Below are 26,463 nucleotides of genomic sequence, written 5' to 3'. Positions count from 1 at the left end.
CCGGTGTTCAGGCCCCGTCGCCTGGTGCGTCCCCGCCCGCGTCGGCCGGCGCGCGCGAGGCGGGCACCACCGGGTGGTCGGCCGTCGGCCGGACCTGGGCCGGTGCGACCGGCCCGGCGTCGTCGCCGGGCGGGGCGGCGGCGGCCGGCACGACCACGTCCTCCGCCCGCGTGGCGGCGGACCAGACGTCCCGCTCCGGCGCCGACGGAGAATCATGCCCGGTACGGGTCGCCTCGCGCCACACGTGGTCGGCATCGGCGCCCGACCCGGCGGCGGGCCCCGGTGCGCCGGCCGGTCCGGCCGGTCCGGCCGTCCGGTCCGGGGCTTCCCCGCCCTCGGCCGGCGCGAACGCGCGCATCAGGCTGGCGATCCCGGCGGCCAGGTCACCGGCGCCGGTGGCGAGGCGCTCGGCGAATTCCGGACTCGGGTCGCGCAACGCCGCGATACCCCGACAGACCGGGCAGACGCAGCATTCGGGCGATCCGGTGGCGAATCCTCCGGCCCCCCGGCCGTCGCCGTCGGGGCGGGCACTGCCGCCACTGTGACCGAGGACACCGGAGAGAATCCCACCGAGCGGACCCCAGGGTCCGCCGCCGGGCCCGGCGTTGGCCAACCGCGCGGTGGCGAGCAGCGTGGCGACCAGCCGCTCGGCCTCTTCCCGGGCGGAACCCGGTTGCGTACCCGCCATGGTCGGCTCCTCTACCGTGCCGTCGGCTGCGACGTCACTGTGCCGCACCGGATGCTTCTACCCGGCGCTTGAGCTGCTTCAACGCCGTATCCATGATCATTTTCTCGGCCTTGCGGCGAAACATGCCGAGCATGCCCACCGACAGCTCGACCTCGAGGGTGTAGGTGACCGTCGACGTCCCGTCCGGGTTGCCGACGATGTCGTACGACCCGCGCTGGGACCGCTGCATCTTCGACGGCGCCACCAGATGCCACTCGATCCGGGACAGGTCCTCGGCGTACTCGTACGCCAGCACGTACTCGTCGGCCATCACGCCGGCGTCGATGGTGAAGTGGACCTGGCTGGCGTAGCCGTCCTCGTACTCCTCGACCACCTCGACGCGGCGCACCGCCTCGGTCCACTCGGGGTAGCTCGGAAAGTCGCAGATGACCGCCGCCACCCGGTCCGGTGACGCGCCGATGATGATCGACTGGGTGGAGGAGTCCGCCATGGGGGGGAGGCTACCCGGAGCCACCCCGGCGTGTGCCGCTCCACCCCGCCCCGGGCGGCGCGCCGGGCGCCGATGGCCGGGCGGGGCGGCGTCCCACCAGACGGGCGGGCAACCTCCCTACCTCAGTCATCTGGGCATGCGGGTAGGTTTCGACAAAGCCGATCCGCCACGGCGGCCGGCCCGGCCAGTGCGAGCACGAGGGAGTGCAGTTGCGCGAGTTCTCCGTTCCGCCGATCGTCACCGTCGGCGACGCGGCCAACCTGACCGACCCGGTCTGGGACAACGCCGAGGCCGCGCCGGACGCGGTGCAGTTCGTCCGGCCCGCCACCCCCGGCGGCCCGCCGCGGGTGGACGTGACCTGCCGGCAGTTCCGCGACGAGGTCGTCGCCGTGGCCCGTGGCCTGGTCGGCGCCGGCATCAACCCGGGTGACCGGGTCGGGCTGATGAGCCGCACCCGCTACGAGTGGACCCTGCTCGACTACGCCATCTGGGCGGCCGGCGCGGTGACCGTGCCGATCTACGAGACCTCCAGCGCCGAGCAGGCCGCCTGGATCCTCGCCGACTCCGGCGCGGTCGCCGTCGTGGTGGAGTCCAACGCGCACGCCACCCTGGTCGCCGGCGTCCACGACCGGCTGCCCGAGCTGCGCCAGGTCTGGCAGATCGAGCTGGGCGGGGTGGACGAGATCGTCGCGGCCGGTGCGTCGGTCGACCCGGATGAGGTCGAGCGGCGCCGCAAGGCGGTCCACGCCGGTGACGTCGCCACGATCATCTACACCAGCGGCACCACCGGCCGGCCCAAGGGCTGCGTGCTGACCCACCGCAACATGTACGCCGACATCGCCAACGCCGTCCCGGTGCTGCCGAACCTGTTCCGGCCCGGCGCGTCGACCCTGCTCTTCCTGCCGCTGGCGCACGCCTTCGCCCGGCTCATCCAGATCGGCGTGGTGCAGGCCCGGGCCACCATGGCGCACTGCGCCGACACCAAGAACCTGGTCGGCGAGCTGCAGGAGTTCAAGCCGACCTTCGTGCTCTCCGTGCCCCGGGTCTTCGAGAAGGTCTACAACGGCGCCCGGCAGAAGGCCGAGGCGGCCGGCAAGGGCAAGATCTTCGACCGGGCCGAGCAGGTGGCGATCGCCTACAGCGAGGCGCTGGAGACCGCCGACGGCCCGAGCCTCGGCCTGCGCGCCCAGCACGCGTTCTTCGACAGGCTGGTCTACCGCAAGCTGCGCGCCGCGCTCGGCGGCCGCTGCCGCGACGCCATCTCCGGCGGCGCGCCGCTCGGCGCCCGGCTCGGGCACTTCTTCCGGGGCATCGGGGTGACCATCTGCGAGGGCTACGGCCTGACCGAGACCTCCCCCGCCGCCGCGGCCAACCTGCCCAACGCCACCCGGATCGGCACGGTCGGCCGGCCGCTGCCCGGCGTCACCATCCGGATCGACGACGACGGCGAGATCCTGATCTCCGGCGACCTGATCTTCCAGGGCTACTGGCGCAACGAGGCGGCCACCGCCGAGGCGATCACCGCCGACGGCTGGTTCCGCACCGGCGACCTGGGCCAGATCGACGACGACGGCTTCGTCAGCATCACCGGGCGCAAGAAGGAGATCATCGTGACGGCCGGCGGCAAGAACGTCGCCCCGGCCGTGCTGGAGGACCAGGTCCGGGCGCACCCGCTGATCAGCCAGTGCGTGGTGGTCGGCGACCGGCAGCCGTTCATCGCCGCCCTGGTCACCGTCGACGAGGAGGCGCTGCCGAAGTGGCTGGCCTCGCACGGCCTGCCGGAGGACACCCCGGTCGAGCGGCTGCAGGAGCACGAGGCGCTGCGCACCGAGATCCAGGTCGCGGTGGACCTGGCCAACCAGTCGGTCTCCAAGGCCGAGGCGATCAAGGTCTTCCGGGTCCTGCCCCGCGACTTCACCGAGGCCACCGGCGAGCTGACCCCCTCGCTCAAGGTCAAGCGGCAGGTCGTGCACAAGACGTACGCGTCCGAGATCGCCGAAATCTACCGAGGCTGACTACGATCCGTCACGTGCCCGCCTCCACACCTGCCCGGCCCCAGCCGCATCCCCTCGCCGCAGCCGCGCGCGGGGTGATGCTGGCGCTGGTCGCCGCCCTCACCCTGATCGCCACCCGCGATCCCGCCCAGCTCTGGTGGATCGCCCTGCTGGCGGTCGCCGGACTGCCGGCGGTGCTCGCCCCCGAGCACCGGTTGCTCGGCCCGCTCAGCCGGGTGGCCGAGGCGGTGGTGCTGGGGCTGGCCGCCAGCCAGGTCGCCGTCGAGTCCGCCCTCGGCGGGTCGGTAGGCGGGCTCGGGGCCTCCGCGGTGCTGCCCTACCTGGCCGTGCCGGTGACGGTGACGGCGCTGCGCCGCCGCTTCCGGGAGGGAGCGGCGCTGCTCGGCGTCACCGCGGCCACCCTGCTGATCGCCGGGGGGTTCACCGAGGTGGACGGCGGGCGGCAGCTCGGCCAGCCCGGCTACCTGGCGGTCTGCGCGCAGTGGCTGATCCTGGCCGGGCTCGGCCTCTACGCGGCCGGCACGCTGCACCAGGTGATGCGGGTCCGCGGCGAGGGCAAGCCCCAGCCGTACGCGGAGGCGACCCGGCTGCTGACCCAGCTGCGTACGGTGGCCCGGCAGCTGCCCGGCGCCACCCTGGACCCGGGCGGCATCGCCGAGCACCTGCTGGAGGAGCTGCGCACGGTCGCCCCCAACAACCGGGCCGCGGTGCTCTCCGCCAGCGGCGGCGGCCGGCTGGTGGTCCTCGCCCAGGTGGGCGTGGACCGGGTCGACTGGGAGACCACGCTCGACGCCGACTCGGCCATCGCCGACGCCTGGGCCAGCCAGCAGCCGCAGACCGCCGCCCGGTCGCAGGCCCGCTCGCACCGGGGCGGGGACGTGTCCGCGCTGATCGTGCCGCTGGTCGCCGGCGTGCGTACGGTCGGGCTGGTGGTGCTGGAGGCGGACGCCGCGCAGGCGTACCCGCCGCCGGTGGTGTCCCGGGTGACCGCGCTGACCGGCCCCGCCGCGCTGCGGCTGGAGGCGGCGCTGCTCTTCGACGAGGTGCGCTCGCTGGCCACCAACGAGGAGCGCCAGCGGCTGGCCCGGGAGATCCACGACGGGGTCGCCCAGGAGCTGGTGATGGTCGGCTACGGCATCGACAACGCCCTGGCCACCGTCTACGACGACGCCGAGGAGACCGCCGAGGGGCTGCGCACGCTGCGCGGCGAGGTGACCCGGGTGATCACCGAGCTGCGGCTGAGCCTCTTCGAGCTGCGCAGCGAGGTGGACCGGCACGGCGGCCTGGCCGCCGCGATCGCCGAGTACGCCCGCACCGTCGGCGCCTCCGGCGGCCTGCGGGTGCACCTGTCGCTGGACGAGTCCACCGCCCGGCTCCCCGCCGCCACCGAGGCGGAGTTGCTGCGTATCGCGCAGGAGGCGGTCACCAACGCGCGCAAGCACGCTGGGGCCTCGAATCTCTGGGTCACCTGCGAGGTGGACCCCCCGTACGCGCAGATCGAAGTGTCGGATGACGGTCACGGCATCGGTGACCAGCGCACCGACGGGCACTACGGTCTTGCGATCATGGCCGAGAGGGCGGAACGTATCCGGGGCCGGTTGGAGATCAGGCCGCGACAGCCCAGCGGCACGACCGTGGCGGTGGTGGTCGGTTCCTCGCCCCGGCGCGATAACGTGCGTGGCAGCGCAGCAGCAGAAGGGGAGTAACCCGAGGATGACCACAAGCCCGACACCGGCCACTCGTACCAAGGTCCTCCTTGTCGACGATCACGACCTGATCCGCAAGGGCCTTCGGCACGCCTTCGAGCGCGACCGGCAGTTCGAGGTCGTCGGCGAGGCCGCCACGGCGGCGGAGGGCGTACGGCAGGCTGGCGCGCTGCAGCCGGACGTCGTGATCATGGATCTGCGCCTTCCGGACGGCAGTGGCCTGGAGGCCACCCGCGCCCTGCGCAAGTCCAGCGCGTCGATGGGGATCGTCGTGCTCACCATGTACGCCGGTGACGACCAGCTCTTCGGTGCGCTGGAGGCCGGGGCGAGCGCCTTCGTGCCGAAGACCGCGCCGGCCGACGAGGTGGTGGCCGCCGCCCGGCACGCCGCCTCCTCCCCCAGCGCGTTCACCGCGGCCGACCTGGCCGAGGCGATGAAGCGCCGGCTGGCGCCGTCCGGTCCGCAGCTCTCCCCCCGCGAGGGGCAGGTGCTGCGGCTGCTGGCCGACGGCATGAGCGTGGCCGGCATCGCCAAGCAGCTCTTCGTCAGCGAGTCCACCGCCAAGACCCACATCTCGAAGCTCTACGAGAAGCTGGGCGCGGCCAACCGGGCGCAGGCGCTGATGACGGCGCTGCGGCTGGGTCTGCTGGAGGCCCCGGACGCGCCGAAGTTCTGAGGGCTTCCGCCCGTTGGTCGAGAGGTCCGCGCCCGCCCTCCGGTCGCGGACCTCTCGCCTGTCCGGGCACCGGCGGGGGCGCCGCCGCGAGCGCCCTGCGTGAGCGCGCCGTCGCGCAGCGACCGTGGTCTTTGCACTGCGGCGAAGCGGGGGCAGAATACCCGGGTGGCCCGCGCGGGCGACGATCCTCGCGTTTGTCGTACTAAAGGGGTGGGCATGCAGCGGCCGGACTGGGCACCCGACGACATCGACATCGAGCGCCCCAGCGTCGCCCGCATGTACGACTACTACCTCGGCGGCTCGCACAACTTCGCCGCCGACCGGGCGGCGGCCCGGGCGATGATGGAGGCGGTGCCCGAGGCCCCGCTGATGGCCCAGGCCAACCGGGCGTTCATGCGCCGGGCCGTGCAGTACCTGGTCGACTCCGGCGTACGCCAGTTCCTCGACATCGGCTCGGGCATCCCCACCGTCGGCAACGTGCACGAGATCGCCCAGCGCGCCGCGCCCGACTCCCGGGTGGTCTACGTCGACGTCGACCCGGTCGCCGTGGCCCACAGCCGGGAGATCCTGCAGGGCAACCCCGGCGCCACGATCGTCCAGGAGGACCTGCGCCGGCCCGAGGCGATCCTGGGCCACCCCGAGGTGACCAGGCTGCTCGACTTCTCCCAGCCGGTCGCCGTGCTGATCGTGGCGGTGCTGCACTTCGTCCCGGACTCCGACCGGCCGGAGGAGGTCGTACGGTACCTGCGCGAGACGCTGGCGCCCGGCAGCTACCTGGTCATGTCGCAGGCCAGCGACGAGGACCGCGGCCACACCGGCGAACGGGCCGAGGCCGAGCGGGTCTACCGCCGCACCGACAGCCCGCTGTCGATCCGCAGCCGGGCCGAGCTGACCGCCCTCTTCGACGGGTTCACCCTGCTCGACCCGGGCGTGGTCTGGGTGCCGCAGTGGCGGCCGGAGTCGCCGGAGAGCGCCGAGGACGCCGCGCAGGCGGTCTTCATCGGTGGCGTCGGACGCCTCGGTGGCTGAGACGCCGGACATGTCGGGCCGCCGGTCGTGCCCCGGCACGTTCGCCCGCGCCTGGGCCAAGGCGGTCTCCGGCACCAGCTACCTGCCGATGACCCAGGCGCAGCTGGAACTGCTGCTGCAACAGCTCACCGAGCGGCTGGCCGGGGCGCTGCGGGCCGAACCGTTCGACCCGCGGGTCGGGCACCAGGTGGGCGCGGAACTGGTCGCCGCCCACATCGCCTCGGCCGAGGGGCTCGGCCGCACGGTGGAGGTCATACAGCTCCGCCTGATCCGCGACCTGGGGCTGGTCGCCGACGACGTCGAGGACCGGATGGCCCGGCTGCTGGCCACCGTCGCCACCGGGTACGCGCGGGCGCTGCGCGACCGGACGCTCGACGAGCAGGAGTCGATCCGCCGGGCCGCGATGGTGGCCCGGGCCCAGGCCGAGCGGGCGCTGCGCGACAGCGAGGCCCGGTTCCGCCACCAGGCCACCCACGACCCGCTGACCGACCTGCCCAACCGGGTCCTGTTCACCGAACGGCTCACCGCGGCCATCGGCGCGCCGGGCCGGGGCGCCGACCGGGTGGCCGTCTGCTTCCTCGACCTCGACCGGTTCAAGGTGATCAACGACTCGCTCGGGCACCAGGTCGGCGACGCGCTGCTGGTGTCGGTGGGCCGGCGGCTGCGCGCGGCGCTCGGCGAGCACCTGGTCGCCCGCCTCGGCGGCGACGAGTTCGTCATCCTGGTCGAGCGCACCGCCCGGATCGACGACGCGATCGCGGTCGCCGAGGCGGCGCTGGCCGCGCTCGCCGATCCGGCGCTGGTCGACGGGCACGAGCTGACCGTCACCGCCAGCATCGGCATCGTGGAGCGCCCGGTGGCCGGCACCACCCCCGGTGAGCTGATGCGGGCGGCGGACAGCACGCTGCACTGGGCCAAGGCGGCCGGGGGCGCCCGCTGGTCGGTGTTCGACCCGGACCGCCACCGCGCCGACCTGGCCCGGTACGCCCTCGCCGCGGCGATCCCCGCCGCGATCGACCGGGGCGAGTTCTTCCTCGACTACCAGCCGCTGACCTCGCTGCGCGACGGCACGGTGCTGGGCGTGGAGGCGCTGGTCCGCTGGCGCCACCCGGAGCTGGGGGTGCTCCGGCCGGGCAGCTTCATCGGGCTGGCCGAGGAGACCGGCCTGATCGTCCGGCTCGGCGGCTGGGTGCTCGCGGAGGCGTGCCGCGAGGCGGAGAGCTGGGGCGCCCGGGCCCCCTTCGTCAGCGTCAACCTGGCGGTCCGCCAGGTGCAGCGGCCCGACCTGGTGCAGAAGGTGCGGGGCCTGCTGACCGCCACCGGCCTGCCCCCGGAACGGCTCCAGCTGGAGATCACCGAGAGCACCATGATGAGCACCGCCGAGGACCCGGTCCGGGCCCTGCGGGTCCTGGCCGACCTCGGCGTACGGATCGCCATCGACGACTTCGGCACCGGCTACTGCAACCTGGCGTACCTGCGGGACCTGCCGGTGACCGAGCTGAAGGTGGCCGGCGAGTTCGTGGCCGGGCTGCGCGCGCCGGCGGCCGACCCGGCGAGCCGTACCGACGAGCGGATCCTCGCCTCGCTGGTGTCGCTGGCCCACGCGCTGGACCTGACCGTCACCGCCGAGGGGGTGGAGACGGCCGGGCAGGCCGACCGGCTGCGGGCGATCGGCTGCGACGCCGGCCAGGGCTGGTACTTCGGTCGGCCGGGCCCGGCCGAGGGCTGCCTCGGCCGCTCCCCCGCGCTGTCCACGGTGGCCGGCGCCGAGCCGGTCGCCTCAGCCGGGTAGCGCCGGCCCGGCGGCGGTACGCCGCGGCACCCGGCCCGGCACCGGCAGCTGACTGTCGTCCCCGTTGAGGTACGTCAGCACCGCCAGCACCCGCCGGTTGTCGTCGTCCGACGGCGGCATCCGCAGCTTGCTGAAGATGTTGTTGATGTGCTTGCTGACCGCCTTCTCGGTGACGAAGAGTCGTGCGGCGATCGCCGCGTTGGACCGCCCCTCGGCCATCAGGCCCAGCACCTCGCGCTCCCGGGCGGTCAGCTCCTGCAACGGCTCGGCCCCGGAACGGCTGGCCAGCAGCTGGGAGACCACCTCCGGGTCCATCACCGTGCCGCCGCCGGCCACCCGGCGTACCGCGTCGACGAACTGGGCCACGTTGGAGACCCGGTCCTTGAGCAGGTAGCCGACGCCACCGGCACGGTCGGAGAGCAGCTCCCGGGCGTAGAGCTGCTCGACGTGCTGGGAGAGCACCAGGATCGGCAGGCCGGGGATCTCGGTGCGGGCCTGGATGGCCGCCTGCAACCCTTCGTCGGTGAAGGTCGGCGGCAGCCGGACGTCGAGGACCGCCACGTCCGGGCGGTGGGTCACCAGGGCCGACAGCACCGACGGTCCGTTGTCGACGGCCGCGACCACCTCGAAGCCGAACGCCTCGAGGATGCGGGTCAGCCCGTCCCGGAGGAGGGCGAGGTCTTCGGCGATGACAACTCGCAAGGCAGCTCCATGGTCACGACTGTGGGCCCGCCGGGCGGACTGGTCACCACCATCGTTCCATCAAAGGCCGCGAGCCGTCGTCCGATACCGGCCAGTCCGCTGCCCCCCGCCGGATCGGCGCCGCCCCGGCCGTCGTCACCCACCTCGATGGTCAGCCGCCCGTCGTCGTGGCCCAGGTGGATCCAGGCGTGCGCGGCGCCGCTGTGCTTGGTGATGTTCGCCAGCCCCTCGGCCACCGCGAAGTACGCCGCGGACTCCACCGGCGCCTCCGGGCGGCCGGGCAGGTCGACCTCGACCTCCACCGGCAGCGGCACGGCCAGCGCGAGCGCGCGGACCGCGCCGTCGAGTCCGCGCTCGGCGAGCACCGGCGGGTGGATGCCGCGTACCAGGTCGCGCAGCTCGACCAGGGCCTGGCCGCTGGTCTCCCGCGCCTCGGCCAGCAGCTTCCCGGCGGCGGCCGGGTCCTGTGCCAGCAGCTGCTCGGCCAGGCCGATGCTCATGCTCAACGCGACCAGCCGGGCCTGCGCCCCGTCGTGCAGGTCCCGCTCGATGCGACGCAGTTCGGCCGCCTGGGCGTCGACGGTGTCGGCCCGGGTGACGGTGAGCTGGCGGACCCGCAGCGCCAGCTCCGCCGCCCGGGTGGGGGCCAGGAAGAGCCGGGCGAACTGCAGGTGCAGCCAGACCAGCCAGGGGGCGACGGCCAGGCCGCCGAGCAGCAGCAGCCAGCCCTGCGGCAGCGCGGCCAGCGCCTCGGCGAGGTTGGTCATCGGCCAGAACAGGCCGTAGCCGTACGAGTCGGCGATCAGGTAGAGCAGCAGCGGCACCCCGAGCGAGCCCTCCAGCCCGTACAGCGGCAGGGCGAAGGCGAGCAGGCACGCCCCGCCGGTGACCGCGCCGGGGACCAGCCAGGCGAAGTCCCGCCAGGTGGCCGGGTCGCCCACCACCCACCGGAAGCGGCGCCAGGTGCCGAACTGCGCCCCCGGCGGCAACGGCCGGTACGGGGTGGCGATGGGCACGCCGGCCCACCGGGCGAGCCGGCGCTGCAGCCCGGTCGAGAGCCGGACCAGCGCGGTCGTCATCGGAAAGAGCGCGAAGCCGATGCCGAAGGCGGGGATGAGCAGCAGCGACACCAGCGACAGCGCGAACAGCGCGAGGTTGGTGGTCAGGGAGAGCACGGCCACGGCCAGGCCCTGGAGGGCGGCGGTCGCGCCGGGCCGGAGCGTCTGGCGGGCGAACTCTCGTACGGGGCTGTCCACGAGTTCCATTCTCGGGCACGACCGCCGCGGGTTCGGTGGTGCTAGGACCACCGGCGTCGGGGACGTGACACTCCTGTCCGCACGCCCGCGGGCCAGAAGGATCGAAGGCAGGAAGCGAACCCGATCCTCGGAGGAACCCGACATGTCCCGGCAAAGACTGGCCGGTCTGCCGTCCGGCCGACGCAGCAAGTACGCCCTGATCGTCTTCTGGCTGGTCCTCGTCGCGGTGGCCGGCCCGCTCTCCATCAAGCTGAGCGAGGTGCAGGACAACGACACCCTCGGCCTGCTCCCCGCCGGCGTGGAGAGCAGCCGGGCCGTCGCGCGGGCCGAGGCGGCCTTCCCCGAGTCGGAGAAGCCGGTGGCGATCGCCGTCTACGTCCGCGACAGCGGCCTCACCGACGCCGACCGGGCCAAGGCCGAGGCCGACCGCGCCGTGTTCGCCCGGTACGCCGACGGCGGGGCGGTGTCGCCCCCGGTGCCCAGTGAGGACGGAAAGGCGCTGCTGGTGTCCTTCCCGGTCGCCGGCGACGACACCCAGCGCCCGGAGGCGGTGACCGACGTCAAGGAGCGGCTCGCCGTCGACCAGCCGGCCGGCCTGCGCACCGCGCTGACCGGTGACGCGGCGGCGGAGAGCGACGTCTTCGACGCGTTCGGCGGGATGGACGTCACGCTGCTGCTGGCGACCGCGGCCACCGTCGCGGTGCTGCTCCTGGTCACCTACCGCAGCCCGGTGCTCTGGCTGATCCCGCTGATCACCGTCGGCATCGCCAACCAGTTCGCCGGCGGCATCGTCTACCTGATGGCCAGGTACGGCGGGGTGACGGTGGACTTCCAGAGCCAGACCATCCTGACCGTGCTGGTCTTCGGCGTCGGCGTGGACTACGCCCTGCTGCTGATCGCCCGGTACCGGGAGGAGCTGCGCCGGCACGCCGACCGGCACGAGGCGATGCAGGTGGCGTTGCGCCGGTCGTTCGGCGCGATCTGCGCCTCGGCGGCGACCGTCGCGATCGGACTGCTCTGCCTGCTCGCCGCCGAGCTGCCCTCCACCCGCGGCCTGGGCCCGGTCGGCGCGGTCGGCATCGGCGCCGCCCTGCTCGCCATGACCACCCTGCTGCCGGCGGTGCTCGTCCTCTGCGGACGGTGGCTCTTCTGGCCGTTCGTGCCGCGCTACACGCCGACCGCCGTCACCGCCGACGTGACCACCGACCACGGGATCTGGCGCCGGATCGCGGCGCTGGTCGGGGGCCGGCCCCGCGCGGTCTGGATCGGCACCGCGGCGGCGCTCGTCGCGCTGACCTTCGGCATCGGCAACCTGAGCATCGGTCTGCCCAACGAGGAGTCCTTCACCTCGGAGGTCGGCTCGGTGACCGGCCAGCGGCTGATCGCCGCGCACTACCCGAGCGGTTCCGCATCGCCGGCCGAGATCCTGGCCACGGCCGGTACGGCCGACCAGGTGATCACCGCCGCCCGGGCGGTGCCCGGCGTGGCCCGGGTCGACGAGCCGGAGCGTTCCGCCGACGATGCCTGGGTGCGGATCCCGGCGGTGCTGGCCGATACCCCGGACAGCGACGCCGCCCTGGCGACCGTGCAGCGGCTCCGCACGGCGGTGCACGAGGTGCCCGGCGCCCAGGCGCTGGTCGGCGGCAGGACCGCGGTCCTGGTGGACGAGGAGCGCGTCGTCAGCCGGGACAACCGGGTGGTCATCCCGCTCGTGCTCGCCGTCGTCCTGGTCATCCTGGTGCTCCTGCTGCGGGCGCTGGTCGCGCCGCTGCTGCTGATGGTGAGCGTGGTCCTGTCGTACGCCGCCGCGATGGGGGCCGCCGGCCTCATCCTGGACGCGCTGGGCTACACCAAGCTCTTCGTGGGCATCCCGCTGCAGGCGTTCCTGTTCCTGGTCGCCCTCGGCGTCGACTACACGATCTTCCTGATGACGCGGGCCCGGGAGGAGACGGCGCGGCTGGGGCACCGGCCGGGCGTGCTGCGCGCGCTGACCGTCACCGGCGGCGTCATCACCAGCGCGGGGGTCGTGCTGGCGGCCACCTTCGGCGCGCTGGGCGTGCTGCCGCTGGTGCCGTCGATGCAGACCGGGGTGATCGTGGCCGTCGGCATCCTGCTCGACACGCTGCTGGTCCGCAGCCTGCTCATCCCGGCGCTGGCGCTCGACCTGGGCGCCCGCACCTGGTGGCCGGGGAAGCTGTCCCGCCGGGCCGCCGGAACCGCCCCGGCCGCCCCGGCCGAGCCGGTCCCCGTCGGAACCTGACCGCGACCGCACCTGCGAGCCGCCACGCGCGGGTCGTGCCGGACGGCCGTCAGTGAACGAGCGTGATACCTCAGAGGCATATTGATGCCGCTGAGGTATCACGCTCGCGGTGGTGTCCCGCCCCAAACCGGCGCGACCGGACCGGCGCGACCGGACCGGTCGTCAGTGGCCGAGCAGGGCGGCCATCCGCTGCGCCTGGGTCTCCCAGCGCCACTCCCGCTCCACCCAGGCCCGGCCGGCCGCGCCGAGCTGCCGGGCCAGGTCCCGGTCGGCGAGCAGGGTGGCCACCCGGTCGGCGAGCTGGGCCACGTCCCGGCCGCGCACCACGTACCCGGTCTCCCCCTCGCGGACCGCGTCCGGCGCGCCCCCGGAGTCACCGGCGACCACAGGCAGGCCGGTCGCGGAGGCCTCCAGGTAGACGATGCCGAGCCCCTCGACGTCCAGCCCCCGGTTGCGGGTGCGGCAGGGCATCGCGTAGACGTCGCCCGCGGCGTAGTGCGCGGGCAGCTCCGCCGAGGGCACCGAGCCGGTGAAGACCACGTCCCGCTCCACGCCGGTCTGCCGCGCCAGCTTCTCCAGCGCCGCCCGGTACGGCCCGCCGCCGACCACCAGCAGCGCCGCGTCGGGCACCCGGCGGCGGATCTCCGGCATGGCCCGGATCAGCATGTCCTGCCCCTTGCGGGGCACCAGCCGGGACACGCAGACCACCACCGGGCGGTCGGCCAGGCCCAGCCGCAGGCGGACCGGCTCGCCGTCGACCGACGGGTGGTAGGTGTCCACGTCGACGCCGGGCGCCAGGCGACGCAGGTCGGTCACCCCGTGCAGCGCCCGTTCCAGGCGTACCCGGGTGTAGTCGCCGAGGTAGGTGACCACGTCGGTGCCGCGGCCGATCCGGCGCAGCGCGGCCCGGGCGGCGGGCAGCGCCGCCCAGCCGATCTCGTGGCCGTGGGTCTGCGCGACCACCCGGCGGATGCCCGCCCGGCGGCGCAGGCCGGCCGCGAGCAGGCCCAGCGGGGCGGCGGCGCCGAACCAGACGGTGTCACAGTCGTGCTCGCGGGCCAGCCGGGCGGCCCGGCGGGCCACCAGCGGGGTGGGCAGCAGCACCCTGGTCCGCTCCCGGACCACTTCGAAGGGCTGGTCGGCGTCGAACTTCGCCGCCCCGCGCCAGCTGGAGGCGTAGACCACCACCGAGCCGGTGGGCTGGCGGACGGCCAGGTTGTGCACGAAGGACTGGATGCCGCCGGGACGGGGCGGGAAGTCGTTGGTGATCAGCAGCGTCCGGCTCATCCGCCGGCCTCCCTGGCGTAGGCGCGGGCGGCGGCCATCCGCTCCACGGTGGACGGGTGCGAGGCCGACCAGAGGTACTCCCAGCGCGGCGGGTCGGGATCGGCCAGGTTGATCCCGGCCAGCCGGCGCTGCATCGCCTCGAAGGTGGCCGGGTCACCGGTCAGCGCGAGCGCGTGCGCGTCGGCGCGCGCCTCGACCCGGCGGGAGACCAGCGCCTGCGCCGGCGCGGCGATCAGCCCGGCGACCGTCACCAGGGCGATCAGCAGCGGGAACGCGCGCGGCTCGGCCACCGAGTCGACGCCGGCCAGCCGCAGCAGCGGCCCCCAGGAGCCGAGCAGGTAGAGCGCGACCACCGCCAGGGCGGCGCCGAGCGCGCCGGTCAGCGTGCCGGTCCAGACGTCCCGGTCCTTCGCGTGCCCCAGCTCGTGGGCGACCACGCTGGTCACCTCGGCGGGGGTCGCCTCGCGCAGCAGGGTGTCGTAGACCACCACCCGCCGGGTCGGCCCCAGCCCGGACACGTACGCGTTGACCGCCTTCGTCCGCCGGGAGGCGTCGGCGACCAGCACGTCGCGCACCGGCACCCCGTCGCGGGCGGCCATCGCCATCAGCTCGGTACGCAGCGGGCCCTGCTCCATCGGGGTGAACCGGTTGAACACCGGCTCCACCAGCACCGGCAGCACGAACGACAGCAGCACGACCAGCCCGGCCGCACCGGCCGCACCGAACGCCCACCACCAGCGCGGGGCCAGCCGGGTCACGGTGTAGAAGCCGAGCAGCGCGATCGCGCCGATCACCGCGCTGACCGCGTACGACTTGAGCAGGTCGACGGCCCAGCCGCTCCAGCCGTGCGTGCTCAGCCCGTACCGGGTGAGCACGGACTGCCGCCAGGCGGCGAAGGGCAGGGTGAGCAGGTCGGCGACGAGCACCACGGCGAGTCCGCCGAGCACCGCGCGGGCCGTCCAGTGGCCGCCGAAGGGGCGCCCGGCCAGCTCGACCAGGCGGGCGCCGAGCGGGGTGAGGCCGAGCAGCAGCGCCACCAGCAGCCCGATCACCAGCGCGCCGTACGCGCCGGGGCGCAGCGCGGCGCGGAACTCGCGGGCGTGGGCCACCTGGTCGGCGGGGAGGTCGCCCAGCGCGGCGACCTGGTCGGCCCGGGGCGCCGGCGGCCGGCTCCAGGGCACCAGCACGACGCTGGCGACCAGCAGCGCCAGCAGCAGCCCGCCGAGGGTCAGCACCGCCCACCCGCGGGGGGTCACGCCGGCACCTCGTCCGCCGGCCCGCCGCCACCACGCCGTAACCGCGTCATGCCGCCGCTCCTCCCGCCGTGAGCGACCATCCTAGTGCCCCCCGCCGCGGGGCCCGGCGCGGTGCCGTGCCCGTGCCGGACGGCGGACGCCGACCACCACGAGGGCCGGCTCGGCGGGCGTGTGACGCGCCCGGTCAGGCCACCCGGCGCCGGCGGACGGGACGGGCCGGCTCGCTCTCGTGGGCCAGCACCTCCACCTCGAAACCGGCCCGGGCGAACACCTCGATCGCCCGGTGCTCGGCGTCCCCGAGGCCGGCGGCCGGCGAGTCGGTGTCGAGCAGGGCGGTCACCAGACAGCCGGCGCAGCCCGCGCCCCGGATCCCGCACCTGCCGCAGTCGATGAGCATCGTGCCTCCCTGACGGAGTGCGGTGCGCGGGGGCGACGCTCACGTCACCGCCCGAGCACCGTCGGTCAGGTCGGACACTAGTCACCGGGTACGACAGAAACGGACAACAGTGATCAAGAGTCAGGAACGGGCCAGCCGGCGCAGCAGCGAGTCCGCGCCCAGCGGGTACGCGCCGTGCCGGCGTACCCCGTCGGCGACCTCCCGGTCGGAGGAGACCACCACCACCGGCCGGCCGGCCGGTTCGGCCCGGACCAGGCGTCGGATCAGCTCGTCGGCGGTCTCCCCCTTGCGGGAGAAGAGCACCCGCACCCCGCGCGGGGTGGGCGGCAGCCCGTGCATCCGCTCGGCGCCGTCGAAGACCACGGTGACCTCGTCGCCGGTCTGCGCGGCGATCCCGCCGAGCCCGGTGATCAGGCGTTTGCGCTGCTGTTCCAGGGACATCTCGCCGAAGCCGCGCTTGGTGACGTTGTAGCCGTCCACCACCAGGTGCGCCCGGGGCAGGGCGAGCAGCTGGTCCAGCCGGGCGGGGTCGTCGGTGTCCCGGGCCCGGGCGGCGGTGCCGGCGGGCGTGGTGGCCGACGAGTCGGCGAACGCGTCGGCCACGAAGTCGGCCGGCAGCTTCTCCACCGGGTCCAGCGCCAGCTCCCGGCGCAGCCCGACGGCGGCCTGCCCGATGGTCTCCAGCAGCAGCCAGAGCCGGGCGTCGTCGACCGAGCGGGCCTCCTTCGCACTGGCCCGGGCCACCCCGGCCGCCGCCTCCGCCTCGGCCAGCCGGGCCCGGGCGCGGCGCAGCTCGGCGTCGCTGTCGGCGGCCGCCCGGGCGGCCCGGCCCCGCTCGGTGGCGAGCAGCTCGTTGGCCCGGCGCTCGCGCGCCTGCGTCTCCCGCAGCGTCCGCTGGAGCTGGCGGTTCTCCTCCCGCAGCTGCCCCAGCTCCTCGCGGACCCGGGCCAGCTCGTCGCGGAGCTTCTCCGCCTCGACCCGGGCCACCGCCCGGTCGTGCTCGGCGCGGCCGGCCCGCTGCTCGGCCTCGCGGACCAGCTCGGCCACCACGGCGCTGTCCGCCTCGGCGCGCACCGCCGCCCCGCTGGCCTCGATCAGCTCCCGCCAGCCCCGGGGCCGGGCCAGGTACGCCAGCGCGGCCACCTCGACCGGGTCGGCGGCGCCCGGCGCGGTGCCCTCGACCACGGCGGCGCCGAGGTCGCCGGCGTCGACCAGCACCCGGGCGGTGACCCGCTGGCGGAACAGCGGGTCGGCGGTGAGCTGGGCGGCGATCACCGACCCGCCCAGCCGGGCACGGCGGTTCGGGGCGAACTTGGCCACCCGGCGCAGCGGCACCGGCACCTCGTCGGCGGGCAACCCGGGCAGCACCGCCGCGGTGAGCGCGACGATGCGCTGCCGGACCGGCTCGGGAAGGGTGGGCTCCGGCTCGGGCGCCCCCGCACCCGGTCCCGCGCCGGCCTCGGGCGCGGCGGCGGACGACCCCTCCTCGGGGAGGTGGTCGTCGTACGGCTCGGTGAGGGGCATGGGGCAAGTCTCCCACCGCGACCGGGCCCACCGCCGGTTGAGTGAGCCGATCTCTCATCCTAGACCAGAGCGTGACGGTTGGTACCGCTGCGACGGGAGTGTCGGACCGGCCCGCTAGCCTGCCGCGCGTGGCACCTGGGGAGTACGTCCAGCAGACGCTGGCCGGTCTGGATCCGACAGCGGGCGGCGGGGTGGACCCGGCGCTGCCGCTCTACGCGACGACCTTCGTGGTGGTCGACCTGGAGACGACCGGGGGCGCCCCGGACGGCGGCGGCATCACCGAGATCGGCGCGGTCAAGGTGCGCGGCGGCGAGGAGCTGGGCGTGCTGGCCACCCTGGTCAACCCCGGGGTGCCGATCCCGCCGTTCATCACCGTGCTGACCGGCATCACCCAGGCCATGCTGCTGCCGGCGCCGCCGATCGAGCAGGTGCTGCCGAGCTTCCTGGAGTTCATCTCCGACGCCGTGCTGGTCGCCCACAACGCCCCCTACGACGTGGGCTTCCTCAAGGCCGCCTGCGCCAAGCACGGCTACCGCTGGCCGAACCCCCGGGTGCTGGACACCGCCGCCCTGGCCCGGCGGGTGCTCACCCGCGACGAGGTGCCCAACCGCAAGCTCGGCACGCTGGCCGCCTACTTCCGCACCGCCACCCAGCCCACCCACCGGGCGCTGGACGACGCCAAGGCCACCGTGGACGTGCTGCACGGTCTGATCGGCCGGCTCGGCGGGCACCGGGTCGACACCGTCGGCGAGGCGATCGAGTTCGCCCGCGCGGTCACCCCCACCCAGCGGCGCAAGCGGCACCTCGCCGAAGGGCTGCCCAAGGTCCCCGGGGTCTACATCTTCCGGGCCGCCGACGACCGGCCGCTCTACGTCGGCACCTCCGGCGACATCGCCACCCGGGTGCGCAGCTACTTCACCGCCGCGGAGAAGCGGGCCCGGATCTCCGAGATGCTCGCCGCCGCCGAGCGGGTGGAGGCGGTCGAGTGCGCCCATCCGCTGGAGGCCGAGGTCCGCGAGCTGCGGCTGATCGCCGCGCACGCGCCGCCGTACAACCGCCGCTCCAAGTTCCCGGAGCGGATGGTCTGGCTGAAGCTGACCGACGGTCCCTATCCGCGCCTGTCGGTGGTGCGCAGCCTCGCCCCGGGCGACACCGCCTACCTGGGCCCGTTCCGCTCCAAACAGGCCGCCGAGCTGGCCGCCGCCGGCTTCCACGACGCCGTCCCGCTGCGCCAGTGCACCCACCGGCTCTCGCTGCGCACGGTCACGCCGGCCTGCGCGCTGGCCGAGCTGGGTCGCTGCCCGGCGCCCTGCGAGCACCGGATCACCCCCGAGGAGTACGACCACTGCGCCGCCGCCCCGTTCCGCACCGCGACGGCGAGCGACCCGCAGGTGGTGGTCGACGCCCTGCTGGCCCGGATCGAGACGCTGTCGGCGAGCCGGCGCTACGAGGAGGCGGCGGTGGTGCGCTCCCGGCTGGCGGCGGTGCTCCGGGCGGCCGTACGCATGCAGCGGCTGGCCGGGCTGACCCGGATCGCCGAGCTGACCGCGGCCCGGCGTGCCCCCGGCGGCGGCTGGGAGCTGGCGCTGGTCCGGCACGGCCGGCTCGCCGGTGCCGGGGTCTCCCCGCCCGGGGTCCACCCGCGACCGACCATCACCGCGATCCGGGCCACCGCCGAGACGGTGGAGCCCGGGCACGGGCCGGTGCCGCGCGCCTCCGCGGAGGAGACCGAACGCATCCTGTCCTGGTTGGAGCGGCCGGAGACGCGGCTGGTGGAGATGTCCTCCGAGTGGTCGTCGCCGGTGTCCGGCGCGGGGCGTTTCCGCGATCTGCTGGCCAAGGCCGAGAACGGCGGATCCCACCAACTCTCGACCGAACGCTCATGAGCAAGTGACCGATCGGACGACCGTGACTGACTTAGGCTGTTAAGGGAGTGCAGTCCTGCCCGTTTCGTGGGCCTGCTTCCGGTTACCTGAGATGGTGATCGCGAAGCCTGGGTGAGGAGGTGTCCCTCGTGGACGTCGACGCCGGACACGGCGCCGCCCTGGGGGGCGCGCTCCCGACCCAGCCCGGGGAGCTGCCACTGGCCCGCCGGCTGCGGTCCTTGCTCACCTGGCCCACCAACGACACCGACCCGGTCAACCAGCTGGTCCGCACCCACCGCGGCATCCACCCGAGCGCGGAGGCGTCGGTGCTGCGCCGGGCGTACACGATCGCGGAGAACATGCACCGCGGCCAGTTCCGCAAGAGCGGCGAGCCGTACATCACCCATCCGCTGGCGGTCGCCCAGATCTGCGCCGACCTCGGCATGGACACCACCACCCTGGTGGCGGCGCTGCTGCACGACACGGTGGAGGACACCCGCTACACGCTCCAGGCGCTCAGCGAGGACTTCGGCCACGCGGTGGCCCACCTGGTCGACGGGGTGACCAAGTTCGACAAGGAGTTCTACGGCAAGGCCGCCGAGGCGGAGACGATCCGCAAAATGATCATCGCGGCGGGCAAGGACGTCCGGGTGCTGATCATCAAGCTGGCCGACCGGCTGCACAACATGCGCACCCTCGGGGTGCGCTCGGCGGCGTCGCGCGAGCGGATCGCCAGCAAGACCCAGGAGGTGCTCGTCCCGCTCTGCGACCGGCTGGGCATCCAGACCCTCAAACGCGAGCTGGACGACGTGGTGCTGCTGCACCTGCACCCCGAGGAGCACGCCCGGATCGCCCGGCACGTGCACGACCGGCCCGGATGGGACGCCTACCTGGACGACGTGGTCGCCCAGACCAGGACGGCGCTGCGTCGCAGCCGGGTCGACGCCGAGGTGAGCCCCCGGCCCCGGCACCTGTACTCGATCTGGAAGGACACCGTCGCCGGCGGCCACACCGCCCCGTTCGACCTGCCCCGGATCGTGCTCGTGGTGGACGGCCCGGCCACCGACTGCTACGCGGCACTGGGCGCGGTGCACGGCCGCTGGCGGCCCGTCCCCGGCCGCTTCAAGGACTTCATCGCCTCCCCCAAGAACAACCTCTACCGGTCGCTGCACACCAGCGTGCTCGGCCCGCAGGACCGCACGGTGGAGGTGCTGATCCGCACCCGCGAGATGCACCGCTCCGCCGAGTACGGCGTGGCCGCCGACTTCCGCTTCCCGCACTCCGCCGACTCCGCGCGCACCGAGCAGTTGGGCTGGCTGCGCCGGGTGCTCGACTGGGAGCAGGAGGCACCCGATCCGGCCCAGTTCCTCCAGTCGCTGCGCTGCGACCTGGCCGAGACCCAGATCCAGGTGGTCGCCGACGGCCGGCAGGTCGTGCTCCCGTCCGGGGCCACCCCGGTCGACCTGGCGTACGAACTGGGCACCGAACGCGGCGACCACTGCCTGGCCGCGCGGATCAACGGCCGGCTGGCCCCGCTCTCGTCCGAACTGGACGAGGGCGACGTGGTGGAGATCTTCACCGAGGACGACGCGGAGAGCGGTTTCGAGGCCGACGCCGCGCCACGCGGGCCCCGCCGCGAATGGCTCGGCTTCGTCAAGTCCCCGCACGCGCAGATGCAGATCAGCCGCTGGTTCGCCGAGCACACCGAGCCGGGCATCTCGATCGCCGACAAGGTACGCCTCGGCCGGGCCACCATCGGCCTGGCGCTGCGCAAGCACGACCGGGGGCTCGCCAGCGACCTGCCGTTGCTGCGCCTCTCCGAGGAACTCGGCTACCCCGACCTGGAGACCCTGCTGGTGGCGGTCTTCGACCGGGCGGTCGAGCCGGACTCCGTCGTCCAGCAGCTCATCGACCTGGTCGACCACCGCCAGTGACCGCCGCCGCCTCCGGCATCGCCGATGGTGGGGCCGGAGGGCGGGTGGGGGGCCGAGGGCCTAGCCTGGAGTCATGATCCCCCGCTCGCGCGCCACCGGCCGGGCCGTCGCCTACAAGGTCTTCTACCGGCTTCCGGTGGGGATGCGCCGCCGCCTGGTCCGGCTCGCCGTGCCGAAGTACGTCGTCGGCGCGGTCACCCTGGTCCGGGACAGCGAAGCCGAGGGGACCGGCCGGCTCCTGCTGCTGCGCCAACCGCCCGGCTACAGCTGGACGCTCCCCGCCGGCCTGCTCAACCGCGCCGAGGCCCCGGTCGTCGGCGCGGCCCGCGAGCTGTACGAGGAGTCGGGCATCCGGCTCTCCCCGGACCGGCTCCGCCCGGCGGTGCCGAACGCCCTGGTGCACGCCAAGGGCTGGGTCGACATGGTCTTCGAGACGGAGGTGCCGGCGTCGACCACCGCGCTGACGGTGGACGGCGCGGAGGTGTTCGAGGCCGCCTGGCACCCCCTCGACGACCTGCCCCGGCTCAGCCGGGCCACCGCCTTCCTGCTCGGCCACTACGGCATCGGGCCGCTGGCCGGGAAGGTCCCGCCCCCCGGCCGGCCGGCGTGAGCGCGCCCCCGCCGCCGACCGACGGCCCGGCACCGGCGCCGCCGGAGGGGATCTGCGCCGTGGTGCTCGCCGCCGGCGAGGGGACCCGGCTGCGGCCACTCACCGAGCGGGTGCCCAAGGCGCTCTGCCCGGTCGGCAACGTGCCGCTGCTGGACCGGGCGCTGGCCCGGCTCGCCGGGCTGGGCCTGACCGGCCCGGAGCGGGTCGCGGTCAACGCCTCCTACCTCGCCGACCAGGTGGTCGCCCACGTCGGTGGGCGGGCCCACCTCTCCGTGGAGCCGGGCGACCCGTTGGGCACCGCCGGGGGCGTGGGCAACCTGCGGGACTGGATCGCCGGGCGCGGCGTGCTCGTGGGCAACGCCGACGCGTACCTCGCCGACCCGGCCGCGGCCCCGGGGCCGGACGTCGCCGCGCTGCTCGACGGCTGGGACGGGCGGAGCGTACGCCTGCTCGGCCAACCCGCGCCGGACCCGGCGGCCCCCGGCACGTTCGACGGGCACTGCTTCGTCGGGTTCTCGCTGCTGCCCTGGCGGCTGGTCCGCGAACTGCCGGCCACCTTCGGTGATCTGGTCCGGGCGATGTGGCGGCCGGCGGAGGCGGCGGGCGCGCTCGAGGTGATCGCCTATCCGGGCACGTTCTACGACACCGGCACCCCCGCCGACTACCTGGCGGCCAACCTGCACGCGGCCGGCGACGGCGAACTGGTGGACGCCGGCGCCACGGTGACCGGCCGGGTGCGCCGGTCGGTGGTCGGGGCGGGCGCGGTGGTCCGCGGCGACGTGGAGCGCACGGTGGTCTGGCCGGGCGCCACCGTCGAGGAGGGCGAACGGCTGCGCGACGTGGTCCGGGCCGACGACGGGCGCACGGTGCCGGCGGCGACCGGCTGACCCGGGCTCGCGGGGCGGGGCCGCCGGGAGTCCGCGCCGCAGTCCCACTCCGGGTGATTCGGCGGGCCTCTAGCATGGTCATCGACGCCACGCGGCGTCGCGCCGGGCACGACGAACGGAGAATCGTCCAGTGATCACCGCGATCGTCCTGATCGACTGCGCCACCGACTCGATTCCCGAGGTGGCCGAGACCCTGGCCAACCTGCCCGGCGTCAGCGAGGTCTACTCGGTGGCCGGGCACGTCGACCTGATCGCCATGGTCCGGGTCCGGGAGTTCGAGCAGATCGCCCAGGTCATCGCCGGCAGCATCTCGAAGGTGCCCGGCGTGCTCAACACCGAGTCGCACATCGCGTTCCGCGCGTACTCCCAGCACGACCTGGAGGAGGCGTTCGCGATCGGGCTGGCCGGCGCCGACTGACCGGCGTACGCGCGGTGGCCGGCCCGTCCCGGAGGACGGACCGGCCACCGTCGGCCGTGTTGCTGACGTCAGCTGGTACCCGGAGCCGGCGTCCCGGTGTTGCCCGGAGCCGGCGACTCGGTCGGGCCGCCCGGCGCCGGCGTGGTGCCGCCCGGGCTGGGCGTGCCGGTGACGCTGGCCTGCGGGACCGGGATGCCCAGCTGCTGGGCCAGGTTCACCAGCTCGTCGTAGTGCGCCTGGAGCACCGGCAGCGCGTTCTGCGCCAGCTGGATCACCGACTGCTCCTGCCCCTGCGAGATCTCCGTCTGGGTGGCCTGGATCGACTGGACGTGCGCGTTGAGCTGCGCGGTCACCCACTGACGGTCGAACTCCTCGCCGCTGGCGTTCCGCAGCTGGTCGAGGACCTGCTGCTGGTCGGCGGTCGGCTCATCCGGCAGTTGCACACCGAGCTGGGAGGCGGTCTGCCGGACCGTCTGGTCGAACTGGGTGTGGTCGGTCTTGAACATCTGGCCGAGTCGCTTGACCTCCTGGTTCTGGCCCTTCTCCTCCGCCAGGTCCCCCGCCCGGATCTCGAACAGGTTCGACTGGTGCGCCGCCTGCAGGTACTGGGTGTCCTGCGTCGACGGCTGTGCCGCAGCCTGCACGGCCGCGGCAGGCGCCAGCCCGACCAGCACCAGCGCGGCCAGCAGGCCGAGACGTTTGATTCCCAACATGTTTCCTCCCCGTTGACGTTGGACCGCACGGATACCCGGCTGGCGCGGGTTATTCCTGCGTGTCCACCCGTCGGTGGGCGAGTCGCGCGGTGGGCGACGCCGTCGGCGGATGGTGGTCCCGAAAACGGACGTGGCGCCCGCCGGAAACTCCGGCGGGCGCCACGGTCGGGTACGGCGTCAGCGACGGCTCTCGCCGCTGCTGATCTCCTCGCGCTCGGCGCGGGGCTCGACGGGCGGGTGCCCCGGCGAGACCGGCGCCTCGGCCGGCTTCTCGATCGGGTAGAAGAAGCCCCGGATGGCCGGGCCGAGGGCACCGAGCCGGTTCATCTTCTTCGGCACCACCCAGCCGACGTAATCCAGCTGGGCGTGCCCGTCGTGGCCGTCGGCCGCGGTGAGCGGCTGGTGCACCTCGACGAACCGGCCGTCCGGCAGGCGCCGGATGATGCCGGTCTCCACGCCGTGCGCCAGCACCTCACGGTCGTGCTGCTGCAGACCGAGGCAGAGCCGGTACGTCACGTAGTACGCCAGCGGCGGGAGCACCAGCAGGCCGATCCGGCCGGCCCAGGTCATCGCGTTGAGGCTGATGTTGAACTTGTCCGCGATGACGTCGTTCGCACCGGACAGGGTCAGCACCACGAAGAACGCGACGGCCATGGCGCCCACCGCGGTACGGGCCGGAACGTCCCGCGGCCGCTGGAGCAGGTTGTGGCTCTTGCGGTCCTTGAGGTGCCGGGCCTCCAGGAACGGGTAGAGCGTGGAGAGACCCACGAGGATGCCGGGCAGCACCACGGTCGGCCAGAACAGCGGCGGAATGATGTAACCGTCGCCGAGCGGGATGTTCAGGTCCCACGCCGGCATCAGTCGCGTCGAGCCGTCGAGGAACATGACGTACCAGTCGGGCTGGCTGGCCGCGGAGACCACCCACGCCTCGTACGGGCCGAAGTACCAGATCGGGTTGATCTGGAAGAGACCACCCATCAGGGCGACAACCGCGAAGACGAGCATGAAGAACCCGCCCTGCTTCAGGGCGTAACGCGGGAACATCCGCTCGCCGACCACGTTGTCGTTGGTCCGGCCGGGGCCGGGCCACTGGGTGTGCTTCTGCTTGAAGACCAGGCCCAGGTGGACGCTGATCAGCGCCACCAGCAGGCCGGGGATCAGCAGCACGTGGGCGATGAAGAACCGGCTGATGATGATCTCGCCCGGGAACTCCCCGCCGAAGACCGACGAGGTGACCCAGGAGCCGATCACCGGGATGGAGAGCATGATCGCGGAGGCGATCCGCAGACCGGTGCCGGAGAGGCCGTCGTCGGGCAGCGAGTAGCCGGTGAAGCCGGCCAGGAAGCCGACCCAGAACAGCAGCGAACCGATGATCCAGTTCGCCTCCCGCGGCTTGCGGAACGCGCCGGTGAAGAAGACCCGGAGCATGTGCACCACGATCGCGGCCATGAACAGCAGCGCCGACCAGTGGTGCATCTGCCGCATGATCAGACCGCCCCGGACGTCGAACGACAGGTCCAGGCTGGAGGCGTACGCGGCCGACATCGGCGTGCCCCGCAGCGGGGCGTAGCTGCCGTTGTAGACGACCTCGGTCATCGCCGGCTCGTAGAAGAAGGTCAGGAAGACACCGGTCAGCAGCAGGATCACGAACGAGAAGAGCGCGATCTCGCCGAGCAGGAACGACCAGTGGTCGGGGAAGACCTTGTTCAGCAGCCGGCGCAGGGGGGTGGCCACCTGGAAGCGGTCGTCCACTTCCCGTGCGGCCTTGCCCGGCACCGCTGCTACGTCAAACTTACGGCGCTTCATGCGGGGCGCTCCCAGAAGTCCGGCCCGACCGGCTCCTGATAATCCGTCCGTGCCACGAAGAAGCCCTCCTCATCCACCTCGATGGGCAGCTGCGGGAGCCTCCGGCTGGCAGGACCGAAGATGGGGCGGGCGTTGTCAGTGATCAGGAACTGCGACTGGTGGCACGGGCAGAGCAGGCGGTTGGTCTGCTGCTCGTACAGGCTGGCGGGGCAGCCGGCGTGGGTGCAGATCTTCGAGTACGCGATGTAGTTGCCCCACATGAAGTCGGGCTTCTTCTCGCGCTCGTTGTTGCGCCGCGCGTCCTGGGCGTCCGAGTCCCGCAGGTGGATCAGCAGCGTCGGCGAGTCGGCGTGCTTGTTGCTCACGCCGTGCTCGATGCCGGGGAAGACGGTGAGCTGACCACCGCTGCTGATGTCCGCCGGGCGGACCGGCCGGCCGTCCTCGCGGACCAACCGGACCTTCTCGCCCTCGTTGGCCGCGGCGAAACCGGTGCGGAACATCTGGTTGTTCTTGTGCGGGTCGGAGATCAGACCGCCGACCAGCGGGGCCGCGGCGACCGCCGCGACCGGCGCCAGACCGGCCAGCAGGGAGACACCCAGCAGCGGACGACGGCGCACGTTGAGCTCGTCGGCCATGTAGAGCATCGTCTGGCCGACGATGCGCTGCTCCTCCGGCGAGGAGGACTGCCCCTGGTGGCGGTCCTGGATCGAGACCTCCTTGGGCAGCACCTTCTTGCCCCAGACCAGGATGCCGAAGCCCAGCGCGCCGAGCGCGACACCCAGGGTCAGGCCGAGCAGCGGGGTGAAGAGCTTGTCGCCGCCATGGGTGCCCTCGTACTGCCAGGGCCACCAGATGTAGACGACCAGGAAGGCGGTCGCCGCCAGGCCGGTCAGCAGGAAGAGGAACGCGACGAGGCGGACCATCCGCCGCTCCGCCTTGGTGCCCTCGGCGAACTGCGGCTCGTAGTGGACGATCTCGATGTCGTCGCGGCGGGCGCCCTCCACGACGATGTCGAACCGCGTCGTGCGGGGGTCGTCGATGTCGAAGGACTTCTCGCCGGCCTGGCCGGCCGTCTTGTCCGTGTGGGTGCTCACGCCCTCACCTCGCTCGGGGCGGTGCCGAGCCGCGGCACCACAGCGCTGAACCGAATGA

At 73.9% G+C, this 26,463-nt stretch carries 22 protein-coding genes; 11 read left to right on the top strand and 11 right to left on the bottom strand.

The window, feature by feature from the left end; all coding sequences use genetic code 11:
- Positions 1-7 precede the first annotated feature (7 nt).
- The gene (locus V6U88_RS05145; RefSeq protein WP_334450293.1) at positions 8-688 is read right to left on the bottom strand and encodes a hypothetical protein; all 681 of its coding nucleotides are present in this window, start codon (positions 686-688) and stop codon (positions 8-10) included.
- Positions 689-722: 34 nt separating this feature from the next.
- Complete coding sequence (locus V6U88_RS05140) at positions 723-1,178, bottom strand: SRPBCC family protein (protein WP_334450292.1); 456 nt, start codon at positions 1,176-1,178, stop codon at positions 723-725.
- Between the two features lie 209 nt (positions 1,179-1,387).
- On the opposite strand from V6U88_RS05140, the gene V6U88_RS05135 reads away from it, so the two are divergent.
- From V6U88_RS05135 to V6U88_RS05115, 5 genes are all read left to right on the top strand, one after another.
- Entirely contained in the window at positions 1,388-3,193 is a 1,806-nt protein-coding gene (locus V6U88_RS05135; RefSeq protein WP_334450291.1) for an AMP-dependent synthetase/ligase, read from the top strand.
- Between the two features lie 14 nt (positions 3,194-3,207).
- Positions 3,208-4,899 (top strand): sensor histidine kinase, encoded by a 1,692-nt coding sequence (locus V6U88_RS05130; protein ID WP_334450290.1) that lies wholly within the window; start codon positions 3,208-3,210, stop codon positions 4,897-4,899.
- 7 nt (positions 4,900-4,906) lie between these two features.
- Positions 4,907-5,575: a response regulator transcription factor gene (locus V6U88_RS05125; RefSeq protein ID WP_007072219.1), complete on the top strand. Its 669-nt coding sequence runs from the start codon at positions 4,907-4,909 to the stop codon at positions 5,573-5,575.
- 216 nt (positions 5,576-5,791) lie between these two features.
- Positions 5,792-6,604, top strand: a complete 813-nt coding sequence (locus tag V6U88_RS05120) for an SAM-dependent methyltransferase (RefSeq protein ID WP_334450253.1) — start codon at positions 5,792-5,794, stop codon at positions 6,602-6,604.
- 10 nt (positions 6,605-6,614) lie between these two features.
- A complete protein-coding gene (locus V6U88_RS05115; protein ID WP_334450608.1) occupies positions 6,615-8,396 on the top strand; it encodes a putative bifunctional diguanylate cyclase/phosphodiesterase in 1,782 nt (593 codons plus the stop codon).
- Here V6U88_RS05115 and V6U88_RS05110 read toward each other — a convergent pair.
- Together V6U88_RS05110 and V6U88_RS05105 are read right to left on the bottom strand one after the other, a co-directional pair.
- Complete coding sequence (locus V6U88_RS05110) at positions 8,385-9,098, bottom strand: response regulator transcription factor (protein ID WP_334450251.1); 714 nt, start codon at positions 9,096-9,098, stop codon at positions 8,385-8,387. The two genes, V6U88_RS05115 and V6U88_RS05110, sit on opposite strands and share 12 nt — an antisense overlap.
- On the bottom strand, positions 9,050-10,363 hold the full coding sequence (locus V6U88_RS05105; protein WP_334450249.1) for a sensor histidine kinase: 1,314 nt from the start codon (positions 10,361-10,363) through the stop codon (positions 9,050-9,052). The genes V6U88_RS05110 and V6U88_RS05105 overlap by 49 nt, the downstream gene beginning before the upstream one ends.
- Before the next feature lie 133 nt (positions 10,364-10,496).
- Here V6U88_RS05105 and V6U88_RS05100 point away from each other — a divergent pair, with 133 nt between their 5' ends.
- Positions 10,497-12,614, top strand: coding sequence for an MMPL family transporter (locus V6U88_RS05100; protein ID WP_334450247.1), 2,118 nt, complete (start codon positions 10,497-10,499; stop codon positions 12,612-12,614).
- A 162-nt stretch (positions 12,615-12,776) separates the two neighbouring features.
- Here the strand turns inward: V6U88_RS05100 and V6U88_RS05095 are convergent, their stop codons facing one another.
- The 4 genes from V6U88_RS05095 to V6U88_RS05080 form a co-directional block, all read right to left on the bottom strand.
- A complete protein-coding gene (locus V6U88_RS05095; protein ID WP_334450245.1) occupies positions 12,777-13,901 on the bottom strand; it encodes a glycosyltransferase family 4 protein in 1,125 nt (374 codons plus the stop codon).
- Positions 13,898-15,157, bottom strand: a complete 1,260-nt coding sequence (locus V6U88_RS05090) for a M48 family metallopeptidase (protein WP_334450243.1) — start codon at positions 15,155-15,157, stop codon at positions 13,898-13,900. Before V6U88_RS05090 ends, V6U88_RS05095 begins: the two co-directional genes overlap by 4 nt.
- Before the next feature lie 184 nt (positions 15,158-15,341).
- Positions 15,342-15,554 carry a hypothetical protein gene (locus V6U88_RS05085; protein ID WP_334450241.1) on the bottom strand — a complete coding sequence of 71 codons (213 nt, stop codon included), beginning with the start codon at positions 15,552-15,554 and terminating at the stop codon, positions 15,342-15,344.
- Positions 15,555-15,674: 120 nt separating this feature from the next.
- On the bottom strand, positions 15,675-17,078 hold the full coding sequence (locus tag V6U88_RS05080; protein WP_334450238.1) for an NYN domain-containing protein: 1,404 nt from the start codon (positions 17,076-17,078) through the stop codon (positions 15,675-15,677).
- Positions 17,079-17,206: 128 nt separating this feature from the next.
- Here V6U88_RS05080 and V6U88_RS05075 point away from each other — a divergent pair, with 128 nt between their 5' ends.
- The 5 genes from V6U88_RS05075 to V6U88_RS05055 all read left to right on the top strand — a co-directional run bounded on the left by V6U88_RS05075 (position 17,207) and on the right by V6U88_RS05055 (position 22,792).
- Entirely contained in the window at positions 17,207-18,964 is a 1,758-nt protein-coding gene (locus V6U88_RS05075; RefSeq protein WP_334450236.1) for a DEDD exonuclease domain-containing protein, read from the top strand.
- Between the two features lie 128 nt (positions 18,965-19,092).
- The gene (locus V6U88_RS05070) at positions 19,093-20,877 is read left to right on the top strand and encodes a RelA/SpoT family protein (protein WP_334450606.1); all 1,785 of its coding nucleotides are present in this window, start codon (positions 19,093-19,095) and stop codon (positions 20,875-20,877) included.
- A gap of 73 nt (positions 20,878-20,950) precedes the next feature.
- Positions 20,951-21,487, top strand: a complete 537-nt coding sequence (locus tag V6U88_RS05065; RefSeq protein ID WP_334450234.1) for an NUDIX hydrolase — start codon at positions 20,951-20,953, stop codon at positions 21,485-21,487.
- A complete protein-coding gene (locus V6U88_RS05060) occupies positions 21,484-22,374 on the top strand; it encodes a sugar phosphate nucleotidyltransferase (RefSeq protein WP_442934569.1) in 891 nt (296 codons plus the stop codon). Before V6U88_RS05065 ends, V6U88_RS05060 begins: the two co-directional genes overlap by 4 nt.
- A gap of 130 nt (positions 22,375-22,504) precedes the next feature.
- Complete coding sequence (locus V6U88_RS05055) at positions 22,505-22,792, top strand: Lrp/AsnC family transcriptional regulator (RefSeq protein ID WP_088961047.1); 288 nt, start codon at positions 22,505-22,507, stop codon at positions 22,790-22,792.
- 68 nt (positions 22,793-22,860) lie between these two features.
- Here V6U88_RS05055 and V6U88_RS05050 read toward each other — a convergent pair whose 3' ends face one another.
- The 3 genes from V6U88_RS05050 to qcrA all read right to left on the bottom strand — a co-directional run bounded on the left by V6U88_RS05050 (position 22,861) and on the right by qcrA (position 26,405).
- Positions 22,861-23,505, bottom strand: a complete 645-nt coding sequence (locus V6U88_RS05050; RefSeq protein WP_334450231.1) for a DUF4142 domain-containing protein — start codon at positions 23,503-23,505, stop codon at positions 22,861-22,863.
- A 177-nt stretch (positions 23,506-23,682) separates the two neighbouring features.
- Positions 23,683-25,311, bottom strand: a complete 1,629-nt coding sequence (gene qcrB / locus V6U88_RS05045) for a cytochrome bc1 complex cytochrome b subunit (RefSeq protein WP_334450229.1) — start codon at positions 25,309-25,311, stop codon at positions 23,683-23,685.
- Positions 25,308-26,405: a cytochrome bc1 complex Rieske iron-sulfur subunit gene (qcrA, locus tag V6U88_RS05040; protein ID WP_334450227.1), complete on the bottom strand. Its 1,098-nt coding sequence runs from the start codon at positions 26,403-26,405 to the stop codon at positions 25,308-25,310. The genes qcrB and qcrA overlap by 4 nt, the downstream gene beginning before the upstream one ends.
- Positions 26,406-26,463 lie beyond the last annotated feature (58 nt).

The sequence above is a fragment of the Micromonospora sp. CPCC 205739 genome, assembly GCF_036906795.1.
Taxonomy (GTDB): Bacteria; Actinomycetota; Actinomycetes; order Mycobacteriales; family Micromonosporaceae; genus Micromonospora.
The sequence above is the reverse complement of the archived record's forward strand: the minus strand, read 5'-3'. Positions and strand labels throughout refer to the sequence as shown.